The sequence below is a fragment of the Actinacidiphila sp. bgisy167 genome (assembly GCF_057707665.1).
Genome location: NZ_JBYIQP010000005.1, coordinates 1 through 14,457, shown reverse-complemented (window position 1 = coordinate 14,457; position 14,457 = coordinate 1). Strand labels below are relative to the sequence as shown.

Here is a 14,457-nt window from a genome sequence, read left to right as displayed (position 1 = left end):
GTGCCAGGAGGAGCAAGTGCCGACCTACCAGTACCAGTGCACCACCTGCGGCGAGGGCCTCGAGGCGGTGCAGAAGTTCACAGACGACCCGCTGACCGAGTGCCCGGCCTGCAACGGCCGGCTTCGCAAGGTCTTTTCCGCGGTCGGCGTCGTCTTCAAGGGATCCGGCTTCTACCGGACGGACAGCCGCGGCTCGTCGTCCAGCAGCACGCCGGCCTCCAAGAGCGGCAGCTCGGAGTCGAAGGCCTCTTCGGACTCCAAGAGCAGCGGCTCCGCCGGCTCCTCCAGCAGCACCACCAGCGGCTCCACCAGCTCGGCGAGCACGTCGGCCGCCTGAGCGGAGCCCACGGCGCCCTGCCCTGGCGAAGGCCCCCGTCCCGTGCGACGGGGGTCTTCGCCATGCCCGCGTGACGGGCTTCGGGCTGCAGCGCCGAGGCCTCCGGTCGCAGACTGGAGACATGCTGAGCGGTTGGGTCGTCGATCGGCCCGGACCCATGATCACGGAGCCACTGGTACGCGTCGGACGCCCCAAGCCTGTGCCAGGACCGCGGGAACTGCTGCTGCGCGTGGAGGCGTGCGGCGTGTGCCGTACCGACCTGCACCTGGCGGAGGGCGACCTGCCACCCCACCGCCGCGAGACCATCCCCGGGCATGAGGTGGTGGGGCGCGTCGTCGGCACGGGTGAGCTCGTCAGCCGCTTCACCGAGGGCGACCGGGTGGGGGTCGCCTGGCTACGCGGCACGTGCGGGAACTGCATCTACTGTCTGAGCGGCCGCGAGAACCTGTGCCCGTACTCGCTCTACACCGGCTGGGACGCAGACGGCGGCTTCGCCGACTTCACCTCCGTGCCCGAGGACTACGCCTACGCCCTGCCCGAAGACGCCGACGGCCGTGACGCCATGCACCTGGCGCCCCTGCTGTGCGCGGGCATCATCGGCTTCCGCGCGCTGCGCCGCAGCGACCTGCCGCCCGGCGGGCGGCTCGGCATCTACGGCTTCGGCGCCTCCGCGCATATCGCTGCCCAGGTCGCCCTGGCCGAGGGGGCCACCGTGCATGTACTGACGCGGTCGGAACGAGCGCGGGAACTCGCGCGGGAACTCGGCGCCGCCTCTGCCGGGGCGGCGGCGGACCGCCCGCCGGAACCGTTGGACGCGGCCATCCTCTTCGCCCCGGTCGGCGACCTGGTGCCGCCGGCCCTGGAAGCCCTGGACCGGGGCGGAACCCTGGCAATCGCCGGGATCCACCTCACCGACATCCCGGCACTGAACTACCAGCGCCATCTGTTCCAGGAACGCAATCTGCGCAGCGTCACCTCCAACACACGACAGGACGGAAAGGAATTCCTGGCCTTGGCCGCCCGAATCGGCATCCGGGTGACTGTCACCCCCTATTCCTTGGACCACGCGGACCGGGCGCTGTCCGACCTGGCCGCCGACGGTGTCAACGGCGCCGCGGTGCTGCTGCCGCGCTGAGATGTGGACGAGGGGACGGGGGACGAGGCGGGCAAGGGCTGTCCGGGCAGCTGCAGTGCGGCGTGGGCATCGCCGAGACGGGACGAGGGCGGGACGGAACGCAGGGGGGACGAGTCCGAGCGGAGCGACAGCGACAAGGAGACACCGCCATGGACACCAGCCACGGATCGGTCGTGGTCGGCACGGACGGCTCGCCCCGCGCCATCGCCGCGGTGATGTGGGCCGCAGGCGAGGCCGTGCTACGCGATCGCCCGCTGCACATCCTCCACGCTGCCGGCCTGGAGACCCGTTCGGGCCGCAACCTGACGCCCGAGACCGCACAACTCGTCATCGACAACGGCCACGCGGTGCTGGACGAGGCGGCGGCCGCCGCCACAACCCGCTACGCGGACCTGACGATCACCACCTCTCTCGGTAAAGGGAAGCCCGCCGACACCTTGGTGGACCACTCCGGGCCCGAGAGCCTCGTCGTGGTCGGCAGCCGTGGGCTGGGTGGCTTCCAAGCGCTGTTGCTGGGCTCGGTCGGGCTGCGTGTGGCGGCCCACGCGTGCGGGCCCGTGGTCATCGTGCGAGGCAGCGAGCATCCGTCCACCGGTGTCGTCCTGGCCGGGCTCCGCGACGAGACCGACCTGGCCACCGTGCGCTTCGCCGCCGACGAGGCCCGGCTACGGAAGGCCACCTTGCGCCTCCTGACGGCATGGAGCCTGCTCGGGGCTGTGGGCGAGATGGTGCCCGGGCTGGACGACGCCAGGTCGGTCGGTGACCGGGAGGCGGCCGCGCAACAGCAGGTCGCCGACAGGATTCGCGAGGAGTACCCGGACCTCACCGTGACTGTGGACCTGGTCAACGCCTCCTCAGCGAGCGGCGCCCTGGTGGATGCCTCGGCCCATGCCGACCTACTCGTCGCAGGCGCCCAACGGCATCGACGTTCCCGCGGCCGACTGCCACATGTGACCCATGCCCTGCTACACCACGCTCACTGCCCCGTGGCGGTGTTTCGCCACGCCTGACCGGCCGGCCGAACCGAATGCGTCCGATCGGACGCGCGATCACATCCGACTGTGCCCGTCTCTCTCCTTCGCGGCTCTTGCCTGCTACACGCTGCGTATGAGGCTGCCGGAGATACGGGAGGGGACGATGCGTATCCACAGGTCGTCCTCACCTCCGGACCAAGGGCCAGGATGGGCCTCCAGCACCCGAGAGTCCTCGGGATCGACGACGCGCTCGGCGGCCCCGAGAACCAGCACACTCCATCCCGCGCTGAGACAGGCGTCGAGTTGGTCGACCTCGAAGGCGACCTCATTGCCCTTGGCCAGGGACGGAGGCGCGTCCGCAGCCGTGCGGTAGATGATGGTGCCGTCGACGACCGCGTAGTTCACAGGAACGACCGCGGGGTGGCCCCCGCCGGTTGTCAGCGCGATCCTGCCGACGTCCTGGCCGGACAGCCGGTTCCAGCACTCCTCCGGCCGCATCTCCTCCATCACCGGTGGACCGACGGCCTCCTCACCGGGCACGTGCTCGGCATCACCGCCCAGCAGATGGCTCGCAGTGGTGCGCAAGGCGCCTGCAAGCCGGAGCAGGGCGTTGGTGCCGATGGTGTGGTGGCACTGCTCCTCCACATACCGCACGTAGCTGGACGTCATTCCGGCCCTGGCGGCCACTTCCTCGCGGCTGAGCCCCAACTGTTCCCGCCGCTGCGCGACGCGACGGCTGACGTCCCCCGGATGAGCTCTGGACCTTTCGGACGGGCCGTCGCGCAATGGCTGACTGGTCATGTCGACCACCTCCCGCTCTCGAGCTCCGCGCTTCGGTTCGTTACCAGCAAGCACACCACCACCGGCGCCGCACCGCCAGGCCCGTCAAGCTCATCCCCTCGAACGGGTGGCCGAGTTATCCACAACCGGCCAGTACTCCACAGGGCGCCGAGGCGCCGCGGCGCGATGCGTCATGGTGGTCGTGCCCGGCCGGAAGCACCGGCGGGCAAGGCCCGATGACGGGGGTGGTCGAGATGGTGGACAGCGGTGGCGCCACATGGTGGGCAGGCGGCGGCCCGGTACCGCCGGCGGGTATGGGCACGGACGCGCCCACACCTGGCGTGGTCCCGATGTTCGCGCCGATCAGGGCGGGCGGCGGGAGGCATCGCCTGCGCCGTGCGCTGCGCCGACGGCGGCGGATGATGGCCGCGGGCCTGGCGATGACCGCTGCCGCACTGGCCGCGGCGGCGCCCCGGACGGATCAGCAGCCCCGCCGACCGGGACGGGACGCCCCGGCTGCCGCTGCCGCCGCACAGGACATGGTCCGGGCGCCGGTGCGCATCGCGGACGCGGCTGCCGCCTCGCTGGTCCGGCCCGGCGACCGGGTGGACGTCCTCGCCGCGGCGCGCGTGGTGGCCCGCGGAGCGCCTGTGGTGGCGGTCCCCTCTCCCCCCGCCGGCGCCCAGGGCCTCGCCGCGGCAGGCGTGGACGGGGGCGGATTCGGCGGCGGAGCACTGATCGTGCTGTCGGTACCACGGGGGACGGCTGCCGCGTTGTCCGGCGCCGCGGCCTCCTCGCCCCTGGCGGTCGCCCTGCGTTAGCCGTATTCCATGAGAAGGGCAGCAACCAGTGGGTGAGCCCCCGCGCGCACCCCCTACCCTCAAAGGCCGAACCGCTCACCTACCTCCGTGACCGCCGGCCCTCGCTCCGGCGGCGCCCCGCGGGACACCACTGGGTACCCACGGCTCCCCGGGCCGCACTGCACGGTCGTTCCTCGAAAGGAATTCGTCCCTTGAAGGGCTTCAAAGCCTTCCTGCTGCGTGGCAACGTCGTCGAGCTCGCTGTCGCGGTCGTGGTCGGCGCCGCGTTCAGCAAGATCGTCGACGCGTTCGTGAAGGGCCTCATCAATCCGGTGATCGGTGCCATCGGCACCAAGAACCTCGACGGCTACACCCTGTGCATCGAGGCGCCCTGCACCGTCGTCAACGGCGAGCTCACCAAGGGTGTGGGCCTGCTGTGGGGCGCCGTCGCCGGCGCGGCGCTGACCTTCCTCATCACGGCCGCCGTCGTGTACTTCCTGCTGATCCTGCCGATGAACAAACTCAACGAGCGGCGCAGGGCGGGCAAGGAGGAGGCAGTGGCCGCTCCCACGGAGCTGGAACTGCTGACCGAGATACGCGACCTGCTCGCCCGCCAGCAGCAGGGCCACGGCGACGCCCCCACCATTCCCTCTCCCTACAGCCACGGCAGCAGCAACCGGACGCGTCCGTAAGACGGGCCGCCTCAGATGTGGTGCGGGGGCTTCTCGTCGAGAAAGCGCGCGAGATCCCCCGCACCGCCCTGGCCGGGGCGCTCGCCCCATCCGGTGTCGGTGTCGTCGGACGACTGTCGGTCCAGCGGGTCGTCGAAGACCAGCGCCGCCGCGGGGTCGTCGCGCGGTGCTCGCGGAACAGGGGCCTCGGTGTGGTTCGTGGCGGAGTAGGGGGTACTGCTCATGCCACCCAGGGTACGGGGCGGCTCGACGGCTCCCGCTCGACCAGACGGCCCGACCACAACGACCAGGCCGCACGCACCGGGCCGACCCAGGTCCGGGCCGACCCAAGTCCGGGCCGACACCGGGCCAAGCCGACACCGGGCCAAGCCGACACCGGGCCGACACGGGGACCGGTCCGGCGGCGCCAAGGGTCGAGCCCCGGCACAGGGGGGTGGCACCGGGGCTCGAGTCTGTGGAGTCAGCGCGGGCACCGCGCGCGGTGGCCGCCCAGGGTCAGGCCGCTTCGATGGACAGCCCGGTCGCGCGCGCCATGCGCTTGAGGTCCGCCAGCGCGTGCTTCTCGATCTGCCGGATCCGCTCACGCGTCAGCCCGTGCTGCTTGCCGACCTCGGTCAGCGTGCGCTCGCGGCCGTCCACGATGCCGTAGCGCGCCCGGATGATGGACGCTGTCCGGTCGTCGAGCCGGTCGATCAGGTCCTCCAGTTCCTCACGCCGCAGCATGACGAGTACGGAGTCCTCCGGCGAGGTCGCGGAGGTGTCCTCGACGAGATCGCCGAACTGCGTCTCGCCCTCGTCGTCCACCGACATGTTCAGGCTCACAGGGTCGCGCGCCCAGTCCAGTACGTCGGAGACCCTTTCCGGGGTGGAGCCGAGCTCGTCCGCGATCTCCGCGGGCTCAGGGTCGCGCCCGTGCTCGCGGTTGAACTCGCGCTGCACCCGGCGCACCCGCCCCAGCTCCTCCACCAGGTGGACGGGAAGCCGGATGGTGCGCGACTGGTCCGCGATGGACCGGGTGATCGCCTGACGGATCCACCACGTCGCGTACGTGGAGAACTTGAAGCCCTTGGTGTAGTCGAACTTCTCGACGGCGCGCACCAGGCCTGCGTTGCCTTCCTGGATCAGGTCGAGCAGCGGCAGGCCGCTGCGCGGATAGCGTCGCGCGACGGCGACGACCAGGCGCAGGTTGGAACGGATGAAGACGTCCTTGGCCCGCGCTCCCGCGGCGGCTATCGCCTCCAGTTCCTCTCGGCCTGCGCCCGCTCCCTGACCCAGCTCCTCGCCCGCGAGGAGCTGCTCGGCGTAGACGCCGGCCTCGATCGCCCTGGAAAGCTCGACTTCCTGCGCGGCGTCGAGCAGCGGCGTGCGCGCGATCTCGTCGAGGTACATGCCGACGAGGTCACGGTCGGCCATCTCACCGTGGCCTGCGCGAGCGCTGCTGTTCCCGCCTGTGGTGCTGCGGGCGACGGCACGGGTTGCCATGCGTGCTCCCTTGCGAAGGTTCGGTCGGGTGTCTGGTCGAATGAGCTGCCCCTCCAGCAGCTTCGCGCGTGCCTTTCGGCTGCCCACTCGAAAAGAGATAACGACTGGAATCCGGACACAATTCCCAAGCGCGACCCCGTTTTTTACGATCTTGCAGTACCCTGTAGGGCCCAAAGCCGGAGGTGGATCATTGTCAGAGTCCACAGAAGTGCAGGTCAGGACGGGGGTGGAGGGGGATTTGCAGGCCCTCACCGACCTGTGCAACCACTACATCCGGGAGACGGCGACCACCTTCGATCTCGAGCCGTTGTCACCGGAACAGCGCCGTCCTTGGCTCCTGTCCCACCCGGAAGACGGGCCGCATCGCCTTTTGGTTGCCTGCGGAAAAAAACCGGACGGCTCGAACGGACTGCTCGGATACGCCACAAGCAGCCCGTTCCGCCCGAAGGCCGCGTACTCCACCTCCGTGGAGACCTCCGTGTATTGCGCCCCGGACGCAGGCGGCCGCGGCGTCGGCACTCTTCTCTACGCCGCGCTCTTCGAAGCCCTGCGAGGCGAGGACCTGCACCGCGCGTACGCCGGCATCACGCAACCCAACGAGGCGTCCGTCCGCCTGCACACCCGTTTCGGATTCCGCCCGCTGGGCGTCCACCGGGAGGTCGGCCGGAAGTTCGGCCGCTACTGGGACGTCGCCTGGTACGAGAAGGAGCTGGCCTGAACCGAAGGGCTCAGCGCAGCCAGGGGAGGTCTTCCGCCCCGCCGTCGCGCGGCTGGAGCCCCTCGGCGATGGCCCGGCAGATCTCGCCGAGTTGGCGCACCTGCTCTGCCGAGAGCGGGTCGAAGATCGCCCCGCGCACTGCCTCGACATGGCCGGGGGCGGCCGCGGCGAGCGCGGCGAACCCCTCGTCGGTGAGCACCGCCAGCTGCCCGCGCCGGTCGGAGGGACAGTTCTCGCGCCGGACCCAGCCGTTCCCCTCCAGACGGGATATGGCGTGGGAGAGCCGGCTGCGCGTAATCTTCGAGCGTTCGGCCAGTTCCGTCATGCGCATCCGGCGGTCGGGGGTCTCCGAGAGCCACACCAGCAACGAGTAGTACGCGTGTGGCATCCGTGCGTCACGCTGGAGCTGCCGGTCGAGCGCGTCCGAGACCAACTGTGTGGACGCCAGGTAAGCACGCCAGGTGCGCTGCTCCTCCTGGCTCAACCAGCGGGGTTCGGTGGCTCTCGTGCTCATGGCTCCACTCTACGAACTCGACCTTGAAGTTTCAAGCAATCGCGAACCCAACCCCTCCCTTCCGCTTGAAACTTCAAGAGACCGCCAACCTTCCCCGAGAGTGCCGCCCCGGCCGTACCGCTGGACTTCGAGCACACATCCCCCCGCCGGACGGCTCACCCATCCGCGGAGCACTTCGCCGCGCTCTACCTGACACGGGCGCCGCGAGGACGCGCTCGGCGAGCAGCGCAAGCGTCATCGACAGCTTCTGGACCGGTCCGGCCAAGCGCTCCGTGCAGTTCGGCAGGTAGTCTCCGCGACGCGACAGGAAGGGCCCCGCTTCCTCCCATGAAGCGGGGCCCTTCCGTGTGCTCGCCGTTCGTCCGGCGTGCCGTCGTCGTCGACGCGTGCGTCAGTGAGCGATCACCGGGACGGCGACGTCTTCCGCGCCATCGGCGTCCTTGCCGCCGGAGCCGGCCACCACTCCACCGCCACCGCCGGTGTTGATGAAGGTGAAGGCGATGATCGCGGACAGGGCCAGGATCCCGACCGCCCACCAGATCGCCGTGGAGTAGCCGTGCACGGCCGCGGCGTTGGTGAAGCCCTGCTTGCCGAGGGTGCGGGCCTCGGCCGCGTGCGCCGCGACCCACGAGGTGGTCGCGCTGGCCGCGATGGTGTTCAGCAGCGCCGTACCGATGGCGCCGCCGACCTGCTGCGAGGTGTTGACCATGGCGGAGGCGACACCCGCGTCACGCGGCTGAACCCCGTACGTGGCCAGACTCATGGCCGGCATGAAGGCCGTACCCATGCCGAGGCCGAGCAGGATCTCGGCCGGCAGCACCAGGCCCGCGTACGAGCTGTCGACCGACAGCTGGGTCAGCACGAGCATGCCCAGGCCCGCCACCAGGAAGCCGGGGGTCATCAGCAGGCGCGGAGGGACGCGGGTCATCAGGCGCGCGCCGATCTGCGTCGAGCCGGTGATCATACCCGCGATCATCGGGAGGAAGGCGAAGCCGGTCTTCAGCGCGGAGTAGCCCTGGACGACCTGCAGGTAGTAGGTGAGGAAGAGGAACAGGCCGAACATGGCGATGATGGCCAGGCCCAACGAGAGGTAGACACCGCCGCGGTTGCGGTCGGTCACCACGCGCAGCGGCAGCAGCGGGGCCTTCACGCGGGCCTCCACGGCCACGAACGCGACGAGCAGCACCACCGAGGCCACGAACAGGCCGATCGTCGTCCCCTCGCTCCAGCCGTGGGTCTCGGCGCGGGTGAAGCCGTAGACCAGGGAGACCAGGCCCGCGGTGGCCAGCACGACGCCGGGGATGTCCAGAGCGCTGCTGTTGCGGCTGCCGGCCGGCTCGCGGACGAAGCGCATGGCGCCGAAGGCGGCGACGGCGGCGAAGGGGATGTTGACGAAGAAGGTCCAGCGCCAGTCCAGGTACTCGGTGAGCACACCGCCGAGGATCAGACCGACGGCACCGCCACCACCGGCGATGGCGCCGTAGATGCCGAACGCCTTGGCGCGTTCCTTGGCCTCGGTGAACATCACCGCGAGGAGCGACAGCGCGGCCGGCGCGAGGAGCGCACCGAAGGCGCCCTGCAGCGCACGGGCTCCGAAGAGCACCGCCTCGTTGGCAGCCGCGCCGCCGATGGCGGAGGCGGCGGCGAAACCGATCAGGCCCGTGACGAAGGTACGGCGGCGGCCCCAGAGGTCGGCGATGCGTCCGCCGAAGAGCAGCAGCCCACCGAAGACGAGCGCGTAGGCCGTGATGACCCACTGCTTGTTGGCGTCGGAGATGCCCAGGTCGGTCTGGGCGGACGGAAGGGCGATGTTCACGATGGTGCCGTCGAGGACGACCATCAGCTGAGCTATCGCGATGAAGGCCAACGCCTTCCAGCGTTGGGAATGTGCCGTATCAGGCATGGGTGAACTCACTAACGGTACGAGGAGATGACGACATTGAAGACGAAGAGGACTTACGGTATGTAACGCAGATGTTGTGGGCGAATGAATTACGCGGGGGCACCCGCTCGGCAGGCGGACCTCAGCGACATTGCCGCAGATCGTCGAAAGTGACGGACTGGCCGGGGAGTTCGGAGCTCGCCGACGCCTGCAGGCCGTCGACGAACAACTGCAGATGACGACGGACGAAGCGATCCATGCTGCCGCAGTGCATACCGGGCAGTGGCCGCGTCAGCTGGCTGACGGCCACCATCACGTCGCCGACGTCGATGTCGGAACGGAGCCGTCCGATCCGCCGCCCGGCGGCCAGCAGCTCCTCGATCGCGTGCTCCAAGCGTATGCGGCTCTCCTCGAGCCGCGGATCCCCCTTGCCGAATCCGGTGGAGAGCATCGGGCACAGCGCGCCCACGCGCTCGTCGGCCGCCTCGTGCACGAAGCGGCGCAGTGCGTCGAAGGCGTCCGGCTCCTGCGCCAGCGCCTCCTCGGCCCGACGGGTGAGCCGGTCCATCACCGACAGGGCCACCTGGAGCGCGAGCTCCTGGCGGTCGGCGAAGTGACGGTAGACAGTGGCGTTGCCCACTCCGGCTCGCTTGGCGATCTCGTCGAGCGGGGCGTCGACACCGTGCTCGAGGAGCGCCTCACGGGCGGCGACGATGATCCGCTCGCGGTTGCGCGTGGCGTCCGCGCGAAGCTTCACAGCGGCGTTCGCCGTCATGACGGGGCACTCCTCTCGTTCCGTTCGGTTCCGGGGAGCGAGTCCCCGTTTGTGCGGCGTAGGGATAAACGGGGAACCGTTCCCCGGATATTTCGGCGTCCTTCGTGAACTGGGTCACACGCACGCGGCCGAGCGGGGTGGCGCCCGGGAGGCAGGGCGTCGCGGCCCCCGCGCACAGCGGAAGGGCCCCGGACGCTGCCGCGCCCGGGGCCCTTCCGCACATCCTTGCTCCGCTCACTCCACGACGAGCTCGACCGGGATGTTGCCCCGCGTCGCCTTGGAGTACGGGCACACCTGGTGGGCCTGCTCAAGCAGGCTGCGGCCGGTCTCGTTCTCCAGTTCCGCCGGAAGTTCGGCACGGAGCACGACGGCCAGGGCGAAGCTCGTCTCGTCCTTGCCGATGGTCACCTCGGCGGTCACGGAGATCTCACTGGTGTCCACCTTCGCCTGCCGCCCGACCAGGGCGAGGGCGCTGGCGAAGCACGCGGCGTAACCGGCGGCGAAAAGCTGCTCGGGGTTGGTGCCCTGACCGTTGCCACCGAGCGCCGGCGGCATGGCGAGCGCCAGGTCGAGCTGACCATCGGAGCTGACGGCGCGGCCGTCACGGCCGTTGGCGGTGGCGACGGCGGTGTACAGCGGGTCCATGGAACGTCCTCTTTCGATCGGTTGCGATCTCGACGACGACAAGTAAAGCACACAATTCAGTTGTGCACAACTAAAATGTGGACGGTCGAGTTACCATCGACCCATGACCGCCACCGCGCCCGCCCGCGCCGAGGACCATCTCCGGCTCGGGAACCAGATCTGCTTCTCCCTGCACGCGGCATCGCGCGCCTTCGGCAGCGTCTACCGCGTCGTCCTCAAGGACCTCGGCCTCACCTACCCCCAGTACCTGGTGATGCTCGTGCTCTGGGAGCACGGCGCCCTGCCGGTCAAGAAGATCGGCGAGCACCTGCGCCTGGACTCCGGCACCCTCTCCCCACTCCTCAAGCGCCTCGAGGCCGCCGGCCTCGTCCGTCGCGAGCGCTCCACGGACGACGAGCGCTCCGTCACGGTCCACCTCACCGACGCCGGCACGGCGCTCCACGAGAAGGCCCTGCGGATACCGCCCCGCATCTCCGCGGCCACCGGCCTCGACCTGGACGAGATCAACGACCTGCGCGCCCGCGTCGACCGCCTCACCGCTGCCCTCACCGCGGCCGGCCTCGACGACGGGCAGCCCCGCACCTGACGCGCCCGATGCTGCTCTGCGTCCTTACCGGGACACGCCGGCGGGACCGTTCCCCGCACTGCGAGACGGCGCGCCGCGAAGCACGGGGGAACGGCCGCCGCCCCGGCGCTCCCGCCGACGCGCCCGCGGGGAGGCGTCGACCGTGTCGTCCTGCTGTCGCCGGGTTCTTCGGGCCGCTGCGCCCGTACGGCGCAGCGGCCCGAACGCGACAGCGATCCCGCGGGGACAGCCGATCGTCAGCCGGCCGCTGACGGGGGCCGCTTCAGGCCGCGGAAGGCTGGTCCACAAAGACGGTGCGCGGCGGGGACGCCAGGGTCGCACTCACCAGGCCGCGTATGGACTGTTCGTCGAGCCTGACGCCGTAGAACAGGCTGCGGAACAGCATCAGCCGGGCCCACATGTCCAGCACCGTGGAAACGTCGGCGTCCTGGGGGAGGGCCCCGCGTTCGACCGCCCGGTCGAGAACCGCGACCGACTGCTTCTTGCGCTGCTCTATGAGTTCCTCGCGCAGACGCTGGCCGAGTTCGGGGTCCGCGGCGGCGTCCGAGACGAGCGCGGGCAACACCATTCGCGATCTTGTTCACGCATCCCCCTGGGTTCACACAGGGGAAGTCGAGCCGGCGGGCGAAGGGACCCGTGTCACCGAGTACTGGCACGACCTGCGGAGCGGACCCGGCGCCCGCGTGACGGAGCTGCTCGGCCTGGTGTTCACCGGCCCAGGACCGCGTACGCCGGCCTGCTCAATCCCTGCCCCGACGTTCCGCACCGACGTGACCTCGCGGGCCGGGCCGTCCGTCCACCGGCGACCGGGCGCTCGGCCATGAACGGCACGGCGCCCCACTCACTGCGCGCAGTGCTCCGCTGTACCGGGGCGGCCACCACCGCGCCAGGCTGCTTCCTGACCGGACGGACCGCGCGGCCACCGAACGCTCCCCGGCACACCGGCGCCCGCAAGCCCCTCGGCGGGGGAGACGCGAGACGGGGTCCCGCCACGGCCCGGCGCCCCCGGAAGACGACCGGCGACGGGGGGCGCGCGGCATGACCGAGCCCACCTCGCGCGTGTTCGGCGGCGACAGGACAGACTCCGCTGTGGTGATGTTGCACGGCATCCGCGTTTCCTCGTCCATGTGGCTCCCCCATGCCCGGCGGCTCGCACCCGCCTTCCGGGTAAGCACCCCCGACCTGCCCGGCCACGGCGCATTGCGCGGTCGGACGTTCACCCTCGCGGCGGCCGTCGAGGCACTCGACCCGGTCGTCGCAGAGGCGCATGCGGTGACCGGCCGACGGCCGCTGGTCGTGGGCATGTCCCTGGGCGGCTTCGTGGCCATGGCCCACGCGGCGCTCTGTCCCGAGCACGTGCACGGGCTGCTGGTGTGCGGGTCGACCGCGCGGCCGCGCGGCTGGAAGGCGCTCGCCTACACCGCTGCCGCGCGCATCGACGAGCTCCGGAGCGAGGAGCGCAGCACCGAGGTGAACGCCCGCCTCTTCCGGCGCCACGCCACGCCCGAGTGCGCCGAGGCGGTCATCGCCGGCGGCTTCGCCCGGCACGCCTTCGGTGAGGCCGTCCGGGAGCTGCGCCGCGTGGACTTCCTGGACCTGGCCGCCCGGCTGCGGACTCCGACCCGGTTCGTCAACGGGCGCCGTGACCTCCTCTTCCGCCTGGAGGAGCAGACGTACGTCAGGGCCGTGCGCGGCGGCGGTACAACCGCCCACCTCTCGCACGCCCCCGGCGACCACCTCTTCCCACTCCAGGATCCGGATGCCTTCGCCGACCTGGTCCGGCACACCCACGCGCGGCTGCCCGGCGACTGACGCCCCTGCCGTGGAACCGCCCGTCCCGGTACCCGGCCGGGCGGGTCGGCCGTCCGATCCGCAGCTCGCCCGCGCGGGCGCACATCGGCTGGAGGGCCGCAGGGCTGAACAACGGGGCGGGCACGACGCCGAGCCGGTGGTGACTGCGCTCAACACGGCAGCTGGCCCCCTCCGGTGCGGCACCGTACGCGGCGCGCCGACGCCGCACACCGGCAGGTCGTCGGATGCAGCCGTCAGAAGTTCAAGGGCCCCGCAGGCGCCGCGTCGAGCAGGCATGGGCTCGGCTCGACCCCATGACCTCGCCCGTCGAGCCGTTCACCAAGGCACCGCCTCCGGTACCCCCCGATACCCGACCGCGCTGTCACCGACCCACCGCATGGCAGCGCCTGCCCGAGCAACGATCCGGTACCCTGTGGATCGAGCGCCCCGGCGGGCGCTGCCGTGCGGTGTCCGGATCATGTCCCCCACTCGCTTGGCAGCCGTCAGCCTGGGAACGCTCAGAGCTTGACAGAGGACCTCGCAAGGTGCGGCCCCACCGCATGACGAGGTAACGATCAAGCCTCGCCTCAGTAGCTCAGGGGATAGAGCACCGCTCTCCTAAAGCGGGTGTCGCAGGTTCGAATCCTGCCTGGGGCACATAGTGAAGGGCCAGTTCAGGGGCTTGATGCCCTCGAACTGGCCCTTTCTCGTGACCACGGCCGTGCCACTTCCGTGCCACTTGAGTCCACGTCGCCTCGCGCCCCACGGATCATCGAGCCGAGTCGATCAGCGATCCCGATCACGACCGTTGACCATCGAGGGTGTTCAAATCCCGAGGCCAGGCCGGTAGGCCCCTCCTCGTCGAAGAGACCGCTTGGCTCGACTCGGGCAACGGGGCCCCATCGCCCCGGAGTGATCGCTACGGTGGACGTCTCGACGAGCAGGGGGTCTCTCGTGGCTGACTATGCCACGCATGCGCACAAGGCTCAGGAGTTGCTTGAAGCAGCTGAGCGAGAGAGGGGGCGGCTCTCCGTCGAGACTCGCGTACGGATGGCCCAGGTTGAGGCGCTCCTTGCACTTGCCGCCGCGATAGACAAGCAGGAGAGAGCGGCATCCCGTTGAGGGACGGCCCCGTCAGTTGTACAGCCGTGCCGCCCCCGTCAGTTGAGGAAGATCAGAGGCCTCCCCGTCCCACATCCGTGCCAGATCCAGCGGGGAACCGCGGGGAACGGCGGGACCGGCAGGTGTCTGATATCCCTTTCCGCCCACCTGCCTGCTTCGCAGGTCAGAGCCACAGTCGCCCCACCTCGCTCCTGAGGCGGTGGTCACATGTCGGGTGGGCCGAT

16 protein-coding genes and 1 tRNA gene are annotated in these 14,457 nt (G+C 70.5%); 9 read left to right on the top strand and 8 right to left on the bottom strand.

The window, feature by feature from the left end; all coding sequences use genetic code 11:
- Positions 1 to 16 precede the first annotated feature (16 nt).
- The 3 genes from AC3ET4_RS03020 (at position 17) to AC3ET4_RS03010 (ending at position 2,482) form a co-directional block, all read left to right on the top strand.
- Complete coding sequence (locus tag AC3ET4_RS03020) at positions 17 to 337, top strand: FmdB family zinc ribbon protein (RefSeq protein WP_431945544.1); 321 nt, start codon at positions 17 to 19, stop codon at positions 335 to 337.
- Between the two features lie 124 nt (positions 338 to 461).
- A complete protein-coding gene (locus AC3ET4_RS03015; protein WP_431945739.1) occupies positions 462 to 1,472 on the top strand; it encodes a zinc-dependent alcohol dehydrogenase family protein in 1,011 nt (336 codons plus the stop codon).
- Positions 1,473 to 1,621: 149 nt separating this feature from the next.
- Positions 1,622 to 2,482 carry a universal stress protein gene (locus AC3ET4_RS03010; protein ID WP_431945542.1) on the top strand — a complete coding sequence of 287 codons (861 nt, stop codon included), beginning with the start codon at positions 1,622 to 1,624 and terminating at the stop codon, positions 2,480 to 2,482.
- 84 nt (positions 2,483 to 2,566) lie between these two features.
- Here AC3ET4_RS03010 and AC3ET4_RS03005 read toward each other — a convergent pair whose 3' ends face one another.
- Positions 2,567 to 3,247 (bottom strand): helix-turn-helix domain-containing protein, encoded by a 681-nt coding sequence (locus AC3ET4_RS03005; protein WP_431945540.1) that lies wholly within the window; start codon positions 3,245 to 3,247, stop codon positions 2,567 to 2,569.
- A gap of 329 nt (positions 3,248 to 3,576) precedes the next feature.
- Here AC3ET4_RS03005 and AC3ET4_RS03000 point away from each other — a divergent pair, with 329 nt between their 5' ends.
- The gene (locus AC3ET4_RS03000) at positions 3,577 to 4,047 is read left to right on the top strand and encodes a hypothetical protein (protein WP_431945538.1); all 471 of its coding nucleotides are present in this window, start codon (positions 3,577 to 3,579) and stop codon (positions 4,045 to 4,047) included.
- Positions 4,048 to 4,238: 191 nt separating this feature from the next.
- Entirely contained in the window at positions 4,239 to 4,718 is a 480-nt protein-coding gene (mscL, locus tag AC3ET4_RS02995; protein WP_431945536.1) for a large conductance mechanosensitive channel protein MscL, read from the top strand.
- 11 nt (positions 4,719 to 4,729) lie between these two features.
- Here mscL and AC3ET4_RS02990 read toward each other — a convergent pair whose 3' ends face one another.
- A complete protein-coding gene (locus AC3ET4_RS02990; RefSeq protein ID WP_431945534.1) occupies positions 4,730 to 4,942 on the bottom strand; it encodes a hypothetical protein in 213 nt (70 codons plus the stop codon).
- A gap of 271 nt (positions 4,943 to 5,213) precedes the next feature.
- Entirely contained in the window at positions 5,214 to 6,200 is a 987-nt protein-coding gene (locus tag AC3ET4_RS02985) for a sigma-70 family RNA polymerase sigma factor (protein WP_431945532.1), read from the bottom strand.
- Between the two features lie 190 nt (positions 6,201 to 6,390).
- On the opposite strand from AC3ET4_RS02985, the gene AC3ET4_RS02980 reads away from it, so the two are divergent.
- A complete protein-coding gene (locus AC3ET4_RS02980) occupies positions 6,391 to 6,918 on the top strand; it encodes a GNAT family N-acetyltransferase (RefSeq protein WP_431945530.1) in 528 nt (175 codons plus the stop codon).
- A 10-nt stretch (positions 6,919 to 6,928) separates the two neighbouring features.
- On the opposite strand, the gene AC3ET4_RS02975 is transcribed toward AC3ET4_RS02980, so the two are convergent.
- From AC3ET4_RS02975 to AC3ET4_RS02960, 4 genes are all read right to left on the bottom strand, one after another.
- Positions 6,929 to 7,432 (bottom strand): MarR family winged helix-turn-helix transcriptional regulator, encoded by a 504-nt coding sequence (locus tag AC3ET4_RS02975; protein WP_431945528.1) that lies wholly within the window; start codon positions 7,430 to 7,432, stop codon positions 6,929 to 6,931.
- A 391-nt stretch (positions 7,433 to 7,823) separates the two neighbouring features.
- Positions 7,824 to 9,335, bottom strand: coding sequence for an MFS transporter (locus AC3ET4_RS02970; RefSeq protein ID WP_431945526.1), 1,512 nt, complete (start codon positions 9,333 to 9,335; stop codon positions 7,824 to 7,826).
- 121 nt (positions 9,336 to 9,456) lie between these two features.
- Positions 9,457 to 10,089 carry a TetR/AcrR family transcriptional regulator gene (locus tag AC3ET4_RS02965; RefSeq protein WP_431945524.1) on the bottom strand — a complete coding sequence of 211 codons (633 nt, stop codon included), beginning with the start codon at positions 10,087 to 10,089 and terminating at the stop codon, positions 9,457 to 9,459.
- Positions 10,090 to 10,323: 234 nt separating this feature from the next.
- Entirely contained in the window at positions 10,324 to 10,734 is a 411-nt protein-coding gene (locus AC3ET4_RS02960) for an organic hydroperoxide resistance protein (RefSeq protein WP_431945522.1), read from the bottom strand.
- 103 nt (positions 10,735 to 10,837) lie between these two features.
- Here AC3ET4_RS02960 and AC3ET4_RS02955 point away from each other — a divergent pair, with 103 nt between their 5' ends.
- A complete protein-coding gene (locus AC3ET4_RS02955; RefSeq protein ID WP_431945520.1) occupies positions 10,838 to 11,320 on the top strand; it encodes a MarR family winged helix-turn-helix transcriptional regulator in 483 nt (160 codons plus the stop codon).
- 262 nt (positions 11,321 to 11,582) lie between these two features.
- Here AC3ET4_RS02955 and AC3ET4_RS02950 read toward each other — a convergent pair whose 3' ends face one another.
- Positions 11,583 to 11,888, bottom strand: a complete 306-nt coding sequence (locus AC3ET4_RS02950) for a TetR-like C-terminal domain-containing protein (protein WP_431945518.1) — start codon at positions 11,886 to 11,888, stop codon at positions 11,583 to 11,585.
- Between the two features lie 470 nt (positions 11,889 to 12,358).
- Between AC3ET4_RS02950 and AC3ET4_RS02945 the strand changes: the two genes are divergently transcribed.
- Positions 12,359 to 13,132, top strand: coding sequence for an alpha/beta fold hydrolase (locus tag AC3ET4_RS02945; protein ID WP_431945516.1), 774 nt, complete (start codon positions 12,359 to 12,361; stop codon positions 13,130 to 13,132).
- A 563-nt stretch (positions 13,133 to 13,695) separates the two neighbouring features.
- A tRNA-Arg gene (locus AC3ET4_RS02940) sits at positions 13,696 to 13,768 on the top strand.
- Positions 13,769 to 14,457 lie beyond the last annotated feature (689 nt).

Bases quoted from the DNA above. Each gene is read 5' to 3' on its own strand.
- AC3ET4_RS03010 (WP_431945542.1), top strand. From the start codon at position 1,622: ATGGACACCAGCCACGGATCGGTCGTGGTCGGCACGGACGGCTCGCCC.
- AC3ET4_RS03005 (WP_431945540.1), bottom strand. From the start codon at position 3,247: ATGACCAGTCAGCCATTGCGCGACGGCCCGTCCGAAAGGTCCAGAGCT.
- AC3ET4_RS03000 (WP_431945538.1), top strand. From the start codon at position 3,577: ATGTTCGCGCCGATCAGGGCGGGCGGCGGGAGGCATCGCCTGCGCCGT.
- AC3ET4_RS02990 (WP_431945534.1), bottom strand. From the start codon at position 4,942: ATGAGCAGTACCCCCTACTCCGCCACGAACCACACCGAGGCCCCTGTT.
- AC3ET4_RS02985 (WP_431945532.1), bottom strand. From the start codon at position 6,200: ATGGCAACCCGTGCCGTCGCCCGCAGCACCACAGGCGGGAACAGCAGC.
- AC3ET4_RS02975 (WP_431945528.1), bottom strand. From the start codon at position 7,432: ATGAGCACGAGAGCCACCGAACCCCGCTGGTTGAGCCAGGAGGAGCAG.
- AC3ET4_RS02970 (WP_431945526.1), bottom strand. From the start codon at position 9,335: ATGCCTGATACGGCACATTCCCAACGCTGGAAGGCGTTGGCCTTCATC.
- AC3ET4_RS02965 (WP_431945524.1), bottom strand. From the start codon at position 10,089: ATGACGGCGAACGCCGCTGTGAAGCTTCGCGCGGACGCCACGCGCAAC.
- AC3ET4_RS02960 (WP_431945522.1), bottom strand. From the start codon at position 10,734: ATGGACCCGCTGTACACCGCCGTCGCCACCGCCAACGGCCGTGACGGC.
- AC3ET4_RS02955 (WP_431945520.1), top strand. From the start codon at position 10,838: ATGACCGCCACCGCGCCCGCCCGCGCCGAGGACCATCTCCGGCTCGGG.
- AC3ET4_RS02950 (WP_431945518.1), bottom strand. From the start codon at position 11,888: ATGGTGTTGCCCGCGCTCGTCTCGGACGCCGCCGCGGACCCCGAACTC.
- AC3ET4_RS02945 (WP_431945516.1), top strand. From the start codon at position 12,359: ATGACCGAGCCCACCTCGCGCGTGTTCGGCGGCGACAGGACAGACTCC.